This is a genomic window from Streptomyces sp. ME19-01-6 (genome assembly GCF_033793745.1).
In the GTDB taxonomy this organism is placed as follows: Bacteria; Actinomycetota; Actinomycetes; order Streptomycetales; family Streptomycetaceae; genus Streptomyces.
Map to the genome: position 1 here is coordinate 13,884 of NZ_JARAXF010000031.1, position 17,371 is coordinate 31,254.

Annotated in this window: 15 protein-coding genes; 6 read left to right on the plus strand and 9 right to left on the minus strand. The window is 73.2% G+C overall.

Annotated features, from left to right (window positions below):
• Nucleotides 1-51 precede the first annotated feature (51 nt).
• Genes PV419_RS41495 through PV419_RS41515 form a run of 5 tightly spaced genes read right to left on the minus strand, consistent with a single transcriptional unit; the run spans nucleotide 52 to nucleotide 5,275 of the window.
• Nucleotides 52-942, minus strand: a complete 891-nt coding sequence (locus tag PV419_RS41495; protein ID WP_319697947.1) for an ABC transporter ATP-binding protein — start codon at nucleotides 940-942, stop codon at nucleotides 52-54.
• On the minus strand, nucleotides 939-1,835 hold the full coding sequence (locus tag PV419_RS41500; protein WP_319697949.1) for an ABC transporter ATP-binding protein: 897 nt from the start codon (nucleotides 1,833-1,835) through the stop codon (nucleotides 939-941). Before PV419_RS41500 ends, PV419_RS41495 begins: the two co-directional genes overlap by 4 nt.
• Complete coding sequence (locus PV419_RS41505) at nucleotides 1,832-2,764, minus strand: ABC transporter permease (protein ID WP_319697950.1); 933 nt, start codon at nucleotides 2,762-2,764, stop codon at nucleotides 1,832-1,834. The genes PV419_RS41500 and PV419_RS41505 overlap by 4 nt, the downstream gene beginning before the upstream one ends.
• Nucleotides 2,765-2,767: 3 nt before the next feature.
• A complete protein-coding gene (locus PV419_RS41510) occupies nucleotides 2,768-3,697 on the minus strand; it encodes an ABC transporter permease (protein ID WP_319697952.1) in 930 nt (309 codons plus the stop codon).
• 3 nt (nucleotides 3,698-3,700) lie between these two features.
• Complete coding sequence (locus PV419_RS41515; protein ID WP_319697953.1) at nucleotides 3,701-5,275, minus strand: ABC transporter substrate-binding protein; 1,575 nt, start codon at nucleotides 5,273-5,275, stop codon at nucleotides 3,701-3,703.
• 265 nt (nucleotides 5,276-5,540) lie between these two features.
• On the opposite strand from PV419_RS41515, the gene PV419_RS41520 reads away from it, so the two are divergent.
• From PV419_RS41520 to PV419_RS41530, 3 genes are read left to right on the plus strand one after another with little or no spacing between them, the layout of a single operon-like run.
• A complete protein-coding gene (locus PV419_RS41520) occupies nucleotides 5,541-6,812 on the plus strand; it encodes a four-carbon acid sugar kinase family protein (RefSeq protein WP_319697954.1) in 1,272 nt (423 codons plus the stop codon).
• A complete protein-coding gene (gene pdxA, locus PV419_RS41525) occupies nucleotides 6,809-7,843 on the plus strand; it encodes a 4-hydroxythreonine-4-phosphate dehydrogenase PdxA (RefSeq protein ID WP_319697956.1) in 1,035 nt (344 codons plus the stop codon). Before PV419_RS41520 ends, pdxA begins: the two co-directional genes overlap by 4 nt.
• A 34-nt stretch (nucleotides 7,844-7,877) precedes the next feature.
• Nucleotides 7,878-8,654, plus strand: a complete 777-nt coding sequence (locus tag PV419_RS41530; protein ID WP_319698094.1) for a DeoR/GlpR family DNA-binding transcription regulator — start codon at nucleotides 7,878-7,880, stop codon at nucleotides 8,652-8,654.
• A gap of 643 nt (nucleotides 8,655-9,297) precedes the next feature.
• Here the strand turns inward: PV419_RS41530 and PV419_RS41535 are convergent.
• The gene (locus tag PV419_RS41535; protein ID WP_319697957.1) at nucleotides 9,298-9,897 is read right to left on the minus strand and encodes an HhH-GPD-type base excision DNA repair protein; all 600 of its coding nucleotides are present in this window, start codon (nucleotides 9,895-9,897) and stop codon (nucleotides 9,298-9,300) included.
• 232 nt (nucleotides 9,898-10,129) lie between these two features.
• Between PV419_RS41535 and PV419_RS41540 the strand changes: the two genes are divergently transcribed.
• On the plus strand, nucleotides 10,130-10,915 hold the full coding sequence (locus PV419_RS41540; protein ID WP_319697959.1) for a SigB/SigF/SigG family RNA polymerase sigma factor: 786 nt from the start codon (nucleotides 10,130-10,132) through the stop codon (nucleotides 10,913-10,915).
• Between the two features lie 43 nt (nucleotides 10,916-10,958).
• Nucleotides 10,959-11,651: a dienelactone hydrolase family protein gene (locus tag PV419_RS41545; protein ID WP_319697960.1), complete on the plus strand. Its 693-nt coding sequence runs from the start codon at nucleotides 10,959-10,961 to the stop codon at nucleotides 11,649-11,651.
• Nucleotides 11,652-11,667: 16 nt separating this feature from the next.
• On the opposite strand, the gene PV419_RS41550 is transcribed toward PV419_RS41545, so the two are convergent.
• Nucleotides 11,668-12,738 (minus strand): ATP-dependent DNA ligase, encoded by a 1,071-nt coding sequence (locus PV419_RS41550; RefSeq protein WP_319697962.1) that lies wholly within the window; start codon nucleotides 12,736-12,738, stop codon nucleotides 11,668-11,670.
• Nucleotides 12,739-12,842: 104 nt separating this feature from the next.
• Between PV419_RS41550 and ligD the strand changes: the two genes are divergently transcribed.
• A complete protein-coding gene (gene ligD / locus PV419_RS41555) occupies nucleotides 12,843-13,847 on the plus strand; it encodes a non-homologous end-joining DNA ligase (RefSeq protein ID WP_319697964.1) in 1,005 nt (334 codons plus the stop codon).
• 40 nt (nucleotides 13,848-13,887) lie between these two features.
• Here ligD and PV419_RS41560 read toward each other — a convergent pair whose 3' ends face one another.
• A complete protein-coding gene (locus tag PV419_RS41560) occupies nucleotides 13,888-16,002 on the minus strand; it encodes a SpoIIE family protein phosphatase (protein WP_319697965.1) in 2,115 nt (704 codons plus the stop codon).
• Between the two features lie 174 nt (nucleotides 16,003-16,176).
• Complete coding sequence (locus tag PV419_RS41565) at nucleotides 16,177-17,031, minus strand: caspase family protein (protein ID WP_319697966.1); 855 nt, start codon at nucleotides 17,029-17,031, stop codon at nucleotides 16,177-16,179.
• Between the last annotated feature and the right edge of the window lie 340 nt (nucleotides 17,032-17,371).

The following is a 17,371-nucleotide window of genomic DNA, read 5'->3' on the forward strand; positions in this document are numbered from 1 at the left end:
TCGGCCTGCGCCCCGGCGCACGAGGCGCGCCGGGGGTGACGGGATGGTGGGTCAGGACGGGGTGGCGGGGTCCGGCGACATCGCGGTGTCCGGTGACATCGCCGGGGCCGGTGACTCCGCGGCCGCGGTGGCGATCGCGGAGACCAGGGCGCGCGGCTTGCGCCCCCGCATCGTCGTCGGGTCGAGCGCGGCGCGCCGCAGCGCCCTGGTGTACGGCTCGGCGGGCGCGGCGAGGACCGTCTCCGTGGGGCCGGACTCGATGACCCGTCCGCCCCGCATCACCACCACTTCGGAGCTGATCTCTCGGACCACGCCGAGGTTGTGGGAGATGACGATGTAGGCGAGCTGTCGCTCGGCCTGCAGATCGCGCAGCAGCTGGAGCACCTGCGCCTGAACGGAGACGTCCAGGGCGGAGGTGGCCTCGTCGCAGACCAGCAGCTCGGGGTCGCTGGCCAGGGCACGGGCGATGCCGATCCGCTGCCGCTGCCCTCCGGAGAACTCGCCGGGGCGCCGGTGGAGCGCCCCGGCGGGCAGCCCGACCTGGTCGATCAGGACCGCGGCCCGGCGGGCGCGCTCGGCCTTGGAGGTGACGCCGGCCAGCAGCAGTGGCTCGGCCACGGTTTCCTCGGCCGTCAGATGGGGGTCCAGGGAGCCGTACGGGTCCTGGAAGACCATCTGCACCCGGCGGCGCAGCGGGCGCAGCCGCCGCTCCGGCAGGGTGGCGATGTCGGTGCCGTCGAGCAGGATGCGGCCCGCCGTGGGGCGCAGCAGCCGGACGAGGGAGCGGGCGATGGTGGACTTGCCGCAACCGGACTCGCCGACGACGGCGAGCGACCCGCCGCGCTCGACGGTGAAGCCGACGCCGTCCACGGCGCGCAACTTCCCGCCCTGGACGGGGTATTCGACGACGAGGTCCTCGACGGCCAGCAGGGGTGTGGTCACAGCGCCTCCCGGGGTGCGGCGGCGGGGGCCTGGGGGGCTCCCCCAGCTACCGCTGGGAGGTGCCCCCCTTCGTCCCAGGGGCCCAGGGTCGGGACGGCGGCGAGCAGGCCGCGGGTGTACGGGTCGGCGGGGTGGTCGACGATCCGCTCGACGGGGCCGGACTCCACGAACCGGCCGTCGCGCATGACGTGGATGCGGTCGGACACCAGGCGGGCCACGCCCAGGTCGTGGGTGATCATCAGGATGCCGATGCCGGTGCGCTCCTGCAGCTCCATGAGCAGGTCCAGGACGCCGGCCTGCACGGTGACGTCCAGGGCCGAGGTCGGTTCGTCGGCGACCAGCAGCTTCGGCTCGGCGGCCAGGGCGATGGCGATGAGGACACGCTGCAGCATGCCACCGGAGAACTGGTGCGGATAGGCGCCCCAGCGGGTCTCGGGGCGCGGGATCCGCACCCGGCCGAGGAGTTCGATGCCGCGGGTGCGCGCCTCGGCCTTGGACAGCCCGGGGTGGCGCAGCCGCAGCGCCTCGCCCAGCTGGTGGCCGATGGTGTGCACGGGGCTGAGCGCGGTCATCGGGTCCTGCGGGATGAGGGAGACGCCGCGGCCGCGGATCCGCCGGATGGCCTTGGGGTCGGCGATGATGTCGCAGCCGAGCACACGGGCGGTGCCCGACAGCACGGCCAGCCCCTCGGGCAGCAGGCGCAGCAGGCCCATGGCGGTGGTGGACTTGCCGGAGCCGGACTCGCCGATGAGCGTGACCGTCTCGCCCGGGGCGATGGTGAAGCCGACCCCGTCGACGGCGCGGACCACGCCGCGGTCGGTGATCAGCTCGATCTGCAGGTCCTCGACTTCCAGCAGGGGGGCCGTCTCGCCCAATTCGCTCGTCCGGCTCATGAGGACACCGCCTCCACGACACGTCGGCGGGTACGGTCGCGCAGACCGTCGCCCAGCAGGTTGACCCCGACCACCAGGAGCACGATGACCAGGCCGGGCAGGGTCACCAGCCACCAGGAGGTGGTGATGTAGTCCTGGCCGTCGGAGATGATCCGCCCCCAGGTGGCGAACGGCCGCTGGGGCCCGGCGCCGAGGTAGCTCAGCGCGCTCTCCAGCAGCACCGCCTGGGCGAGCAGCAGGAGGACGACCAGGGACGCCTGACGGACGATGTTGGGGATGATGTGGCGGCCCAGGATGGCGGCCTGGCGCAGTCCGAGCACCCGGGCGGCGGCCACGTACGGCTTCTCCCGCTCGACCAGGACCAGCGACCGGGTGAGCCGGGCCACCTCGGGCCACTGGGCGACCGCGATCACGCAGGTGATGACGGTGACGGAGGGGCCGAAGAGGGCGACGACCAGCAGCAGCATCATCAGCAGCGGCAGCGACATCTGCGCCTCCAGCAGCCGGGAGACGACCGCGTCGACCCAGCGGCCGAAGTATCCGGCCGCGGCGCCGGCGACGATGCCGATGAGGCCGGAGACGACGACCGCCAGCACGCCGATGGACAGTGACACCTGGCCGCCGTGCAGCACACGCGAGAGCAGGTCGCGGCCGAGCTGGTCGGTGCCGAAGAGGTGGCCGTCGGTCAGCGGCGGCAGCCGGCGCGCGGAGAGATCCTGGTCGTCCGCGCCGGCCAGCGGCAGCACCTGGGCGAGGGCGACGGGGACCACCACCAGCAGGGTGCACACGGCGCCGATCCACAGTTTCAGGCTCGCGCTGCGGCGGCGCCGGGTGGCGGTGGCGCGCCCCAGGTCCTTCGCGGTGACCGCGCTCGGGCGGGGCGGGTGAGCCGTCGTGGCCGGGGCCGGGGGTTCGAGGGCGCCTTTCATGTCTCAGGCCGCCTTTCCCAGGCGTACCCGCGGGTCGAGCAGCGGGTAGGCCAGGTCGATGAGGAGTTGGACGAGGACCGCCAGGGCGGCGGTGACCAGGACGGTGGCCTGGATGAGCGGGTAGTCACGGGTCTCCAGGGCGCGGACGACGAGGGAGCCGACGCCGGGCCAGCCGAAGACCACCTCGACCACCACGACGCCGTTGAGCATCGCGGCGAACCGGGTGCCGAGCGCGGTCAGCACCGGGATGGCGGAGTTGCCCAGGGCGTAGCGCCAGGTCAGCGCGCGCTCCGAGACGCCGCGGGAGCGGGCGACGGTGATGTACGGGGAGGCGAGGGCCGCGACCATCTCGCGGCGGACCAGCCGGGAGATCAGCGCCATCTGGAGGATCGCCACGGTGACGGTCGGCAGGACCAGGCCGCCCCAGGTGGTGAACCCCGAGGCGGGGAGCACCGGCACCAGCACGGCGAAGACGGTCAGCAGCATGACACCGATCCAGAAGTCCGGCATGGACTGTCCGGCGATGGTGAGGACGTTGGCGCCCAGCTCGCGCTTGGTGTCGGCGCGGCGGGCCATCCATACGCCGAGCGGTACGGCGACGAGGGTGGTGAGCGCGATCGCGGCGGCGGAGAGGGTGATGGTGTACGGGACGCGGTCGAGCACCACGTCGAGGGCGGGGGTGTGGAAGGAGTAGCTGGTCCCGAGGTCACCGGTGAACAGGTCGCGCAGGAAGACCCCGTACTGCGTCAGCAGGCTGTCGTCGAGGCCGAACTGTTCGCGGATCCGCGCCAGGTCCGCGCTGGTCGGGTTGGGGCCGGCCAGGGCCGCGGCGGGGTCGCCGGGCGCCATGCGCACCAGCACGAAGACGGTGGAGAGGGTGAGGAAGACGGTCAGGACGCTCTGGCCCAGCCGGCGGAGCAGATAGCGGATCACGCCTCAGCCCTCCAGGCGCACGGCGGCGACGTCGTAGGAGTTGACCTGCAGGAGCCGCACGTCAGTTACGCGGGTGCGGCGGGCCAGCACCACATTGGGGATGAAGGCCCACAGGCAGGGTCGGGTGTCCCAGATCGCTTTCTGGACGGCGGCGAGCTTCTTGTCGCGGACCTTCTCGTCGCTCTCGGCGGAGGCGTCGGCCAGCTTGGCCGCGATCTCGGGGAAGACATAGCCCTGGTAGGTGTCCCGGGTCTTCTCCTTCTCGGGGGTGCCTCCGTACATGCCCTGGAGGCTGGTGCTGGCGTAGCCGGTGGGGACGGAGTAGCCGTTGCCGAGGACGTCCCAGTCGCCGCGGCGGCCCTGCCGCCACTGCAGGATGTCGCCGCCCGGCTGGAACTGCTGCAGGGAGGCGCGGACGCCGACGGCGCGCAACATCTCCAGCACGGCCTCCATCACCGAGGTGTCCGCGGGGAACTCGCCCGACTCCCAGATGATCTTCACTTTGAGGTCGTCGGCGCCCAGCGCGGCCAGTCGTTTGCGGGCCTTGCCGGGGTCGTGGACGTAGGACCCGGTGCGCACCGCGCCCCGCAGGGCCAGCGGGACCACGCCCTCGGCCTGCTGGGCGGAGCCGGTGAGCACATCGCGCACCAGGGCCTCCCCGTCGATGGCGTAGCTCAGCGCCTCGCGCACCCGGGGGTCGGCCAGCGGATGTCCCCGCAGTTTGCGGAAGTTGAAGAAGAGCTGGTTGACCCGGGTGCCCGAGGTGCGGTCGAGCCGCACGCCGGGCAGTCCGCGCAGCTGCTCCGCGGAGTCGGGGGTGATGGTGTCGATCACGTCGAGCTCGCCGCTGCGCACCGCGACGACGCGGCTGGACTCCTCGGGGACGAAGCGCACCCGCACCTTCTCGACGGCGGGGCGCCGTCCCCAGTAGTTGCGGTTGGCGGCCAGGGAGTATTCGCCGGTGCCGGAGTTCGCCGAGGTGACGATGTAGGGGCCCGAGCCCACCCCGCCGGACAGCTCCTCGGGGCGGTTCTTGGCGGCCGGAGTGATCAGGATGTTGGCCATCAGCTGGTCGAGGATCGGCACCGGGTGTTCGGTGCGCAGATGGAACGTGCGCTCGTTCACCGGCTCGACGGTGGGCAGCTCGGGGAACAGGCCGATCAGGAAGGACCCGTTGACGCCCGCGTACATCTTCAGGGCGGTGGCCACGTCCTTGACCGTGACCGGGGTGCCGTCGGAGTACCGCACTCCGGCCCGCAGCCGCACCGTCCAGCGGGTGGGCTCGGTCATCTCGAAGCGGTCGGCGAGCACCAGCTCGGTCTGCAGGCCCTTGCCGATCCGGGTGAGCCCCTGGCGGACGGCGCGCTGCACCGTGACCGCCGCGTCGAACTGGTTGAGCTTGTTGTCCAGGCTGACCAGGGAGCGGTTCAGCCCCAGGCTGATGGTGCCGGGGCCGGGGGCACCGGTGGGCCCCGCGCACCCGGCCAGGGGGCCGAGGGCGAGGCCGGCTGTGGCACTCGCGCCCAGGCGCAGCAGGGTCCGCCGGCTGGGGGGCGGACCGGATGAGATACGGGTCATCGTCGACCTCTCGGCATTTCAGGGGAGCGACCGGCTCGCTCGATCCGCCCGGATCGCCGCCGGGCGGTCTTAGTGTCGCGGCGGTCACCGTGACACGGATGCGCGTTTCACGCAATACCTCTCGCACACTTCGCGCAAGGTGTGTCATCATCGAGATCGTCGGGGCGGCGCGTGCCGCCGTCCTCCGCTTCCCCGCGGTTCCATGCCGTTCCGTGCCCGTTCCGTGCCCGTTCCGTGCTGTCGCTGGTCGTTCGAGGAGGTACCGGTGGAACCGAAGCCCAGCAGACGGCTGCTCGCCATCGCGGACGACCTGTCCGGCGCGGCCGAGACAGCCGCCGGGCTTGAATCGCGCACAACGCGCAGTCGGGTCGTACTTGTTGGGGACTCCGCCGCCCCGCGCCACCCGGGCGAGGCGACCGTACTGGACCTCGACTCGCGCCATCTGCCCGCCGCCGAGGCGGCCGAGGCGGTCCGCGCCGCACTGGCCCTGCCGCCCCCGGGCGACCCCCTGGTGCTGAAGAAGATCGACTCGCTGCTGCGGGGCAATGTCGCCGCCGAGGTGGCCGCCCTCGCCGCGGACGGAGCCGGCGTGGTCGTCGCACCCGCGCTGCCCGCCGCCGGGCGCGCGGTGCGCGCGGGCGTCGTCCACCTCGGCGCCACCCCGCTGCACCACAGCGACGCCTGGCGCGCCGAGCCGGCGCCCCCGCCGCGCTCGGTGCGGGGCGCGCTCGGCCCGGCCCGCAGCGCGCTCATCCCGCTCACGGCCGTACGGACCTCCCGGCGCACCCTGCTGACCGCACTGCGGTCCGCCCTGGCCGAGGGGCGGGTGGCCGTCTGCGACGCGGAGACCGACGCCGACCTGGACGCGATCGTCGAGGCCGCGCTGGCCGACGGGCCCGGCACCCGCCTGGTCGGCTCCGGCGGCCTGGCCGCCGCCGTCGGCCGCCACCTGACGGGCGGCGAGCCGCTCCAGGCCGAGACCGCCACCGAGACCGCCGCGCCACCCCGGGCCACAGCGGTCACGACCGGCACGCGGCCGCTGCTGGTCGTGGTCGGCACGGCCGAACCCTCGGCCGCCGAACAGATCCGGCGACTGGCCGCCGACGGCGCCATCGTCCTGCGGCTCCCCCTCGACGCCCTGTGCGCGGACGGCTCGGCCGCGCCGATGGCACCGCCGCCGCTCCACGACGACGCGGTGACCGTCCTCACCCCCGCGCCCGGCCCGGCCCCGGCCGCCCTCGCGCCCCGACGGCTGGTGCACGGCCTCGCCCGCGCCGTCGCCGCCGCTCTCGCCCGCCACGACGGCACTGTCGACCTGGTCCTGACCGGCGGGGAGACCGCCCGGCGGGTGCTGGACACGCTCGGCGTCACCGAGCTCCACCCCGTCGGCCAGGTGCACCACGGCGCCGTACACCTCCGTACCCCCGACGGGCGATCCGTCGTGACCCGCCCGGGCAGCTTCGGCGACGCCGACTCACTGCGGCAGATCGTCCACGCGCTGCGCCCCCACCCGACTCAACGGAAGGTCCGTCCATGAACCCATCCCCCATTCCCGCCTCCCACGCCGACGGCCCGCTCCCCCTCATCGCGGTCACCATGGGCGACGGCGCGGGCATCGGGCCGGAGGTGGTCGTCCCCGCCCTGCTCGACCAGGCCACGCTGCGGCGCTGCCGCCCGGTGGCCATCGGGGACGCGGCGCGGCTGCGCCAGGCCGCCCGGCTGCGGGACCTCGACTGCGAGATCGTCCCCGTCTCCGGACCCGAGGAGGCCGAGTTCACCCCGGGGCGGATCAATGTGATCGACCTGGACCTGCTCCCCGCCGACCTGCCCTGGGGGCGGCTGTCCGCGGTGGCCGGGGACGCCGCCTACCAGTACGTGCGGGTGGCCGCCGAACTGGCCATGAGCGGCGCGGTGCAGGGCATCTGCACCGCGCCCCTGAACAAGGAGGCGCTGCACGCGGGCGGCCACCTCTTCCCCGGGCACACAGAACTCCTCGCCCATCTCACCGGCGTCGACGAGGTGTCGATGATGCTGGCCACCCCGACCGTGAAGGTCATCCACGTCACCACGCACATCGGCCTGATCGACGCGGTCAACCGGATCGAGCCCGGCCTCGTCGAGCGCACCGTACGCCGCGGCCACGAGGCGATGGTCCGCGCCGGGAACCCGAACCCGGTGATCGGGGTGTGCGGCATCAACCCGCACGCCGGCGAGAACGGGCTGTTCGGCTACGGCGAGGAGGAGGAGAAGATCGTCCCCGCGCTGGAGGTGCTGCGCGCGGACGGCATCGACGCCCGCGGCCCGCTCCCCGCCGACACCGCCTTCTTCCTGGCCGGCCGCGGCGACTACGACCTGATCGTGGCGATGTACCACGACCAGGGGCACGGCCCGGTCAAGGTGCTCGGCCTGGAGGCGGGGGTCAACCTCACCGTCGGGCTGCCCGTCATCCGCACCTCCGTCGACCACGGCACCGCTTTCGACATCGCCGGTACCGGCAAGGCGGACGCCGGTAGCATGATCGAGGCCCTGCGGCAGGCGGCCGAGATGTCCTCGGCCTCCGCCCGGTGACGCCAGGACCAGAAGGACGAGTGACGACGTGACGATGCCTGCCCAGGGAGCGCGGGGCCGCCGCGACCAGATCGTCCACCTCGCCACCACCACGGGCCTGGCGAGCGTGGAGGAGCTGTCCCGCGCCTTCGGGGTCACCGCCTCCACCATCCGCCGCGACCTCGCCCAACTGACCGCCGCCGGGCGGCTGGCCCGCACCTACGGCGGGGCGATGGCCCTGGTGGCGCACCCCGAGGCATCGCTGCGCCAGCGCACCGGCGAGGCCTTCGAGGCCAAGCGGGCCATCGCCCGGTGGGCGGCGGGGCGGATCCGTACGGGCGAGCAGGTCCTGCTCGACGCGGGCTCCACCGTCGGCGCCCTGGCCCATGAGCTGCGCGCGGCCGAGGATCTGACGGTGGCGACGACCGGGCTCACCGCGCTGCAGGAGCTCTCCGACGTGGACGGCGTGCGGGTGGAGTGCCTCGGCGGCACGCTGCGCACGCTGAGCCAGAGCTTCGTCGGGCCGCTCGCCGAGGCCGCGCTGGAGCGGATGACCTTCGACCGGGTGTTCCTGGGCGCCGACGGCGTGACAGCCCGCCACGGTCTGTGCGAGGCGGACCTGCGCCAGACCCGCCTCAAGGAGCTGATGGCCCGCCGGGCCGACGCCGTCTATGTGCTGGCCCACGCGGCGAAGGTCGGCCGCCGCCCCTTCCACACCTGGGTCCAGCTGCCGCCGGGATGGACGCTGGTGACGGACGGCGCCGCCGACCAGGACGAGGTGCGGGCGCTGCGGGCGGCCGGGGTCGAGGTCGTGCTCGTCGACGCCGGCTGAAGCCGGACCGCAGAGAATTCCCTATACAACACCGAGAGAAACCCGGAAACACCGAGAAACGCCAAGAAAAACCGGGAAACATGTAATGGCGGAGATTTACGGGCAAGCCAGAACAGATAGGATATGCGTGGACGATGATTCGGATTTCAGGATTCGGATCAGGGAAGCGTCGCATGGCACGCTGATGCCCCATGACGCGGTTCCCCGCCCGCCGCTGGATTTCCCGGAATGTCGACGGGAGAGGCGGAGGAGGCATGACCGGGGGACGGCAGGGCACTCGCGTCGCGATGGATGAGTGACCGTCGTCAGCAATTCTGGAGGTCACCGTGACACGGCAGGCCGATCCCCGGCACCTCTCCCCCGACAACCGCGAACCCGCGCCGCCGTCGCCGACCCCGTCGCCCGGCCCTGGCGGGCCGGAACCGGGTCCCGGGCCGGGCCCCGAGCCGGGGCCGACGCCCGGGCCGCCGCCGGACCCCGCGCCCAGCCCTCCGCCGGGCCCGCCGCCCGGCCCGCCCCCGAGCCCGCCGCCCGGTCCGCCGCCGCATCCGGTGCCCCAGCCGCCCGGCCCCGATCCGGTCCCGGACCCCTCTCCCGCCCCCGGGCCGCTCACCCGGGAGGCCCGCTGGTGACTGACGCGCCGCTAGGACGTGGTGCGCTTGGGCGTCGCCGCCTTGGCGGCCCGCTTGGCCTCTTGCTTATGGGCGCGGACCTTGTCCAGTGACTCGGGCCCCGTGATGTCGGCGACCGAGCGGTACGAACCCTCCTCGCCGTAGGGGCCCGCCGCCGCGCGCCACCCCTCGGGCCGCACACCGAACTGCTTGCCGAGCAGCGCCAGGAAGATCTGCGACTTCTGCTTGCCGAAGCCGGGCAGCGCGTTCAGCCGGCCGAGCAGCTCCTTGCCGGTGGCGACGTCCCGCCACACGGCCGCCGCGTCGCCGTCGTACTCGTCGACCAGGTATTGACACAGCTGCTGCACCCGCTTGGCCATGGACCCCGGATACCGGTGCACCGCGGGCTTGGCCGACAGCACCTCGGCGAACCGCTCCGGGTCACAAGCGGCGATCTCATGCGCGTCCAGGTCGTCACCGCCCATGCGCCGCGCGATGGTGTACGGCCCGGAGAACGCCCACTCCATGGGCACCTGCTGGTCGAGCAGCATGCCGGTCAGCGCGGCCAGCGGGCTGCGCCCGAGCAATTCATCGGCCTCGGGGCGCTGGGCGAGGCGAAGGGTGACGTCCATCCCGCCCGCGTACCCCCCGCGACCGGGCCGAACCAGTCTCCCCCGGCCGGGTTCCGCCGCACGGGGGACGCGCGAGGGGGCAATTCAGCCGAATTGCGAGCTATTGGGGACCGTGCGAATCTGGTGGCGACCCTGAATTCGATCAACCAGAGGGAGGCCGAGCGCAGCGGGACATTAGCGCATCGATGTGCCGCGGGCAGGATGTGACATCGGACCACGGAGACGAGTGACCATGTCAGCAACCGCGACTCGCCACCGGCGCCATGACGACACTCCCGATACCGACGGTGACTTCGCTCGCCTTTCCCGATTGCCGTCGGGACCGGAGCGCGACGCCCTGCGTGAGGCGATCATCTGCGCCTGGCTGCCCGTGGCAAAACGTCTGGCTCTGCGTTTCCGCAACAAGGGCGAGAACATGGAAGACCTCACCCAGGTCGCCTCTCTCGCCCTGGTGAAGGCGGTCGACCGCTACGATCCCAACCTCGGCCACGCATTTCCCTCCTATGCGATCCCGGTCATCACCGGCGAACTCAAGCGGCACTTCCGCGACTACCTGTGGACGCTGCACGTCCCCCGCAACATCCAGGAAGTCCGCTCCCGCACCCGCTCGGCACGCGACGCCCTCGAGCAGGAGCTCGGCGGCCGCACCCCCACCATCACCGAGATCTCCAGCCGCACCGGCATGCCCAAGGAAGACGTGAAAGCGGGCCTGGAAGCCAGCGCCTCGTGCACTCCGCTGTCCCTCAACGCCGCGGTCCAGGGCGCCGAGGAGCGGCTGCTCGCCGAGACGGTGGGCGCGGACGACGCGGCGATCGAGCGGGTCGTCAACCGGGAGGCGCTCCGGGCACTGATCACCCACCTTTCGGAACAGGACCGCTACGTCCTGTACCTGCGGTTCTTCGTCGGCCTCTCGCAGAGCCAGATCGGCGAGATCCTCGGCTTCTCGCAGATGCACATATCCCGCAGGCTCTCCCGGCTGTACAGCGAATTGAGGCAGGGTCTGCTGGCCCATGCCTGACCCCGCCGGGCGGGGCCCCGCCCGGCCGCGCAGGAGGTGGCCGATGGTCTCGGAGACGGCCCGTATCGCCACGGACGGCGCGCTGCTGGTGGGCGATCTGACGGTGCCCGAGGGGGCCCGCGGCGTGGTGGCCTTCGCCCACGGCAGCGGCAGCTCCCGGCACAGCCCGCGCAACCGCTCGGTGGCCGAGGTGCTGCAGCGGGCGGGCCTGGGGACGCTGCTGTTCGACCTGCTCACCGTGGACGAGGAGCGGGTGGACGCGATCACCGCCGAGCACCGCTTCGACATCCCCTTGCTGGGCCGGCGCCTGGTGGCGGCGGTGGACTGGCTCGGCGGGCACCCGGCGACCGCCGCCCTTCCGGTCGGGCTGTTCGGCGCCAGCACGGGCGCGGCGGCGGCGCTGGTGGCCGCGGCGGAGCGGCCGGAGCGGGTGCGGGCCGTGGTCTCCCGCGGCGGCCGCCCCGATCTGGCGGGCGGCGTGCTCTCCCGGGGCCGCGCTCCGGTGCTGCTGGTGGTGGGCGGCGAGGACCACGAGGTGCTGCGGCTCAACGAGCAGGCGGCGGCGATGCTGGTGGCGCCCCACTCCGTGCATGTGGTGCCCGGTGCGACCCATCTGTTCGAGGAGCCGGGGACGCTGGCCCAGGCGGCCGCGGCGGCCCGCGACTGGTTTCTGGACATGACCGCGGCCCCCGCGGGAGGGCCGGGCGGCTCCCGCCGGTCCCCCCGGCGGCCTTGAGCGAGCTGAGGGGAGGTCAGGAACCCAGTACCTTTCTCAAGTCGTAGCTCACCGGCTCCTCCAGCTGGGCGTAGGTGCATCCGCGCGGCTCGCGGTCGGGCCGCCAGCGGCGGAACCGGGCCGTGTGGCGGAAGCGGTCGCCCTGCATATGGTCGTACGCCACCTCGCACACCCGCTCCGGCCGCAGCGGCATCCACGACAGGTCCTTGACGCCGGTCCAGCGGCTGGGCGCGCCGGGCATCCGGCGTGCCTGCTGGGGCGTTCGCGCCTCCTCGCTGGCCCAGCCGGCCCAGGGGTGTCCGTCGAGGGTGTCCATCCGCAGCGGCTCCAGCTCGGCCATGAGCTCCTGCCGGCGCCGCATCGAGAAGGCGCCGCACACGCCGACGTGCTGGAGTCGGCCGGCGGCGTCGTACAGGCCCAGCAGCAGCGAGCCGACGACCGGGCCGGACTTGTGCGGCCGCATCCCCGCCACCACGCAGTCCGCGGTCCGCTCGTGCTTGACCTTGACCATGACCCGCTCCCCCGGCCGGTAGCCGAGGTCGGGGCGTTTGGCGACGACGCCGTCCAGGCCCGCGCCCTCGAACTGCTGGAACCACCGCTCGGCCAGGCCCGGGTCATCGGTCCAGGGCGCGGTGAAAACCGGGTCGGCGGCCTCCCGCAGCGCCTCGGTCAGCGCGTCCCGCCGCTGCCGCAGGGGCGTGTCCATCAGGGACTCGTCACCCAGCGCGAGCAGGTCGAAGGCCACCAGGCTCGCCGGGGTCACCTCGGCGAGGTGGCGCACCCGCGAGTCGGCGGGGTGGATGCGCTCCAGGAGCGCGTCGAAGTCCAGGCGGCCCCCGCGCGCGATGACGATCTCACCGTCGAGGACGCAGCGCGGCGGCACATTCGCCAGGAGGGCGCCGACCAGTTCCGGGAAGTAGCGGGTCAGCGGCTTGCCCGAGCGGCTGATCAGCTCGATCTCGTCCCCGTCGCGGAAGACGATGGCCCTGAAGCCGTCCCATTTCGCCTCGTACCACATGCCCGGCGGGATGGCGGCCGCGGACTTGGCCAGCATCGGCTCCACGGGTGGCATGACCGGAAGGTCCATGTCCCGATTGTCCTCCCCCAGCCACCGCTGGGAGGTACCCCCTCCTCCCCGGCGCGGCGCCCGCCGGGAGGTGACCTGTGGCCCGCGGGCCTAGCGTTACCTCCATGGGAGAGACGGCGGAGCTCACGGTCGGCGAGCGCACGGTACGGCTGACCAACCCCGGCAAGGTCTATTTTCCGCGGCGGGGCTTCACCAAGCTGGACGTCGCCCGCTACTACCTGGCCGTCGGCGACGGCATCCTGCGGGCGCTGCGGGACCGGCCGACGACGCTGGAGCGCTACCCGGACGGCGTAGAGGGCGAGTCGTTCTTCCAGAAGCGGGCGCCGAAGAACCTGCCCGACTGGATTCCGACCGGGCGGATCTCCTTCCCCAGCGGGCGCCACGCGGACGAGATCTGTCCCACCGAGCCCGCGGCCGTCGTCTGGGCGGCGAATCTGGGGTGTCTGACCTTCCACCCGTGGCCGGTCCGGCGGGAGGACACCGACCACCCCGACGAGCTGCGGATCGACCTGGACCCACAGCCGGGGACCGACTACGAGGACGCGGTGTGGGCGGCCGGCCAGCTGCGGCCGGTGCTGGAGGAGCTGGGGCTGCGGGGGTGGCCGAAGACCTCGGGCGGCCGTGGGCTGCATGTGTTCGTGCCCATCGAGCCGGTGTGGACCTTCACCCAGGTGCGCCGGGCCGCGATCGCCGTCGCGCGTGAGCTGGAGCGCCGCGCGCCGCGGCGGATCACCACGGCGTGGTGGAAGGAGGAGCGCGGCGAGAAGGTGTTCGTGGACTACAACCAGACGGCCCGCGACCGGACCATCGCCAGCGCCTATTCCGTGCGCCCCCGGCCGCACGCCCCGGTCTCGGCGCCGCTGCTCTGGGAGGAGGTGCCCGACGCCAGGCCGCGGGACTTCGATCTGGCCACCATGCCGGTGCGGTTCCGGGAGCAGGGCGATGTGCACGCCGACATGGACCGGCAGCCATGCCGGCTGGAGGCCGCCCTGGAGCTGGCCGACCGGGACGAGCGGGAGCACGGCCTGGGCGATCTGCCCTATCCGCCCGAGCATCCGAAGATGAAGGGCGAGCCGAAGCGGGTGCAGCCCAGCCGCGCCAAGAAGTGAGGCGGCCGCCTGTCCCGGGCGGTGGCCGAGGGCGCCCACACTAACCAGCGCTTACCCCGTCCGGTGAACGCTCGCGCAGCCGCGCCAGGAGCAGCGCCACATCGTCGTCCGGCGCCCCGTGCAGGGCGGCCAGCACCTGGTCGCAGGTCCGCTCGAGCGGGCCCTGCTGGCGGCCCAGCAGCTCCAGCAGGGTGCACAGGCCCACGTCGATGGACTGGTGGCGCTTCTCGACCAGACCGTCGGTGAACAGGGCCAGCAGGGTCCCCGGCGACAGCTCGCACTCGACCGAGGCGAACGGTACGCCGCCCACGCCCAGCGGCGCGCCGCTGGGCATGTCGAGGAGTTCGGCCCGCCCGCCCGGGCGCACCAGCACCGGTGGCAGATGGCCGGCGGTGGACAGCCGGCACCGGCCGCTGCGCGGGTCGCAGACCGCGTACAGGCAGGTGGCGATCGAGTCGCCCAGGGCGGTGGTGATGTCGTCGAGGTGGCGCAGCAGCTCGGCGGGCGCCAGGTCGAGCTGGGCGAAGGCCCGGGTGGCGGTGCGCAGCTGGCCCATGATCGCCGCGGCGTGGATGCCCTTGCCCATCACGTCCCCGACCACCAGGGCCACCTTGCCGTCCCGGAGCGACAGTACGTCGAACCAGTCGCCGCCGGCCGCGCTGACCGCGGGCAGATACCGCGAGGCGATCTCCAGGCCGTCCAGGTCGCGCGGCTGCTGGGACAGCATGCTGCGCTGCAGGGTGAGCGCCGCGTCGCGCTCCCGGGCGTACAGGCGGGCGTTGTCGATGCACAGCGCGGCGCGGGTGGCCAGTTCGCAGGCGAGGGTGAGGTCCTGTTCGTCGAAGGGCCGGTCGTTGATCGTGCGGTGCAGGCTGAGGGTGCCGAGCACGCTGCCGCGGGCGATGAGCGGGGCCGCCAGATAGGAGTGGACGCCTTCCTTGCGCAGCACGGCGGCGGACGCCTCGTCCCGGGCGATGCGCCGCAGGTCCTCCGCGGCCACCCGGGGCACGAAGATCGGCTGGGCCTCGCGGACACAGCGCGTGATCATGCGGCTCGGGTCGTACCGGGCGATCTCGCCCACCGGGTCCGCCGCGTGCACGGCGTCGGTGGGGTAGCCCGCCGCCACGGCCAGCGCCCGGAAGCGGGCCGAGCCATCCGCGCCCAGCCGGGCCATGGGCTCGCGGTGCACCACGGCGTCCAGCACATCCACGGCGGCGAGGTCGGCCAGCCGGGGCACGGCCACATCGGCCAGCTCCTGGGCGGTCTGCCGCAGGTCCAAGGTGGTGCCGATGCGTATTCCGGCCTCGGCGATGAGGGCCAGCCGCTCGCGGGCCTCGGCGGCCTCGCTGGCCGCCCGGTGGCGTCGGGACACGTCGATCACCGAGACGGCGATGCCCAGCACGCGACCGCTGGGGTCCTCCAGCCGGTAGTACGACTCCGACCAGGCGTGGTCGTGGTTGGGGTCGGCGGGGGTGCGGCCGACGGTCTGCTGGTCGAGCAGCGGCTGCCCGGTCTCCATGACGTGCAGCAGCGCGGACTCGATGGCCCGGGCGTCCAGCCCGGGCAGCACGTCCTTGAGGCGCCGGCCGCGGACGTCGCCCTCGGAGAGGCCGTTCATCTCCAGCAGGGCCGGATTGGCCCGGGTCCACCGCAGGTCCGTGTCGAACACGGCGAGGCCCACGGGCGACTGCTCGACCAGGAAGCCGGAGACGGCCAGGTCGGTCTCCAGCTGCCGTACGGTGCCCTCGTCGGCCGCGAGCCCGAGGGCGTAGGCGTCGCCGCGGGAGTCGCGCAGGCCCATGGTGCGGAACTCGACCCGCAGGGCGGTGCCGTCCTTGTGCCGGACCGGAAAGACGCCCGCCCACATCTTGCCCGCCCGCACCCGTGCGAACAGCTCCACCGCGGACCGCCGGTTCTCGCGGTCGACCAGCAGGCGGGCGGCGTTGCGGCCCAGGGCCTCGGAGGAGCGGTAGCCGAGCAGCTGCTCGGCCTCCGGGCTCCACAGGGCGATACGGCCGTCGCTGTCCAGCACCACCGCGGCGACCCGGAGCAGATCGAGCAGTCCTCCGGGGGCGGCGGCGAGGTCGTTCAGGTCCGCCTCGCCGTCCCCTCGCGGGCGGTCTCGCGCGGTTGGCGGGCGGTCTTGCGCAGTCATCCCGGCACCTCATTCCCGCTGCCCGTGCGCAGGGGCGGGCCGACGCGGCACCGGCGGTCAGCCGGGCGGGCCTCCGGCTCTCCGTGCCCTTCTTCTGTCATACCTCTCCGGGCCCGGCCGCGCACACCCAGGTCACGCGGCGGGCGCGGCCGTGACGGTCAGGTGGTGGGACGGTCAGATGGTGAAGGGCCGCTGCCGGGCGAAGGCGGGGACGGGCGGGCCGGCCTGGAACAGGTTGGGGGTCTGGTCCGGGGGCATCCGCTTGGTGATCTCCCGGTGCAGCCTGCGGTAGCTGCCGTCGAAGGCGCCGTCCCGCCAGACGTCCAGGAGCGTGCCCGTGAACAGGCCGTTGACCATCCCGTCCGCGGAGGTCTGGTTGTCCTGGCAGCCGGAGATCTGCAGCACGGTGGCGTCGATCTCGGCGAGGTCCTTGGCGGTGCGGGTGTTCTGGATCTCGTCGTAGAAGGCGCGGTCCCGCTTGTAGACGACGGACTGCACCGGAAGCGGCATGACCCTGATCCGCTTGGCGACCTCGTCCGGCTGGTCGGTGCTGAAGCGCCGGTCGAGTTCGCCGCGGCTGAGCACCTCGGGCAGGACCTTGGCCACCGTCCCGCTGTGGCAGCTGTCGGAGAGCATCCAGATCCGCACCCCCTTGGCGAACTTCCCGAGCAGGCCGAAGAGTTCGTCGTCGACCAGCTGCCGGTCGTAGAGCACCCAGGTCTCGTCCAACCGGTCGCCGGTCTCGTCGTGGTTGAGGTCCGGCACCTGGCCGCCGTGGCCCGAGTAGGTGAGGAAGAGGATGTCGCCCCCGGTGAGCCGGCCGGCCGCGGCCGCCAGGGTGGCGGACACCGCGTCGGCCGTGGCGGCGGAGGTGAGCAGCGGGTCGGTGACGGTGAAGCCCGCGGCCTCGGCGAGCCGCGCCATGTCGCTCGCGTCCTGCTCACAGGCGTTGAGGTCACCGCTCCAGCCGTCGTAGCGCGCGGGGTCGACCTGGTTGAGGCCGATGTGGACCGAGAGGCCGGTTGCCATGGGGGGCTCCTTCCGGGGGGTGGCGGTGAAGACATACCTCCTCCGACTCAGCGATGATGAGGCGACTTGACCCGCCATGCCTCGTTTCATTGGTCCATCCGGGCGATCCGCACCACGAACAACTATCCGTACGGGGGAAGACGCCCGCGGCGAGCCCGTCGGCCCTGGGAGCCCGGACCGCCTCACATGCTCGCCGCGGCGCTGCGCGGGGTGACCCATCTCTGCCTCATCGCCCCGGTGGCGGAGGCCGGGGTCGGCTTCGTCGACGCGGCGCGCGTCAGCGCCGAGGTGTCCGGCCGGGCCGCACGCCATGTCGCGATGGCACCGCGACCTTGGCCGG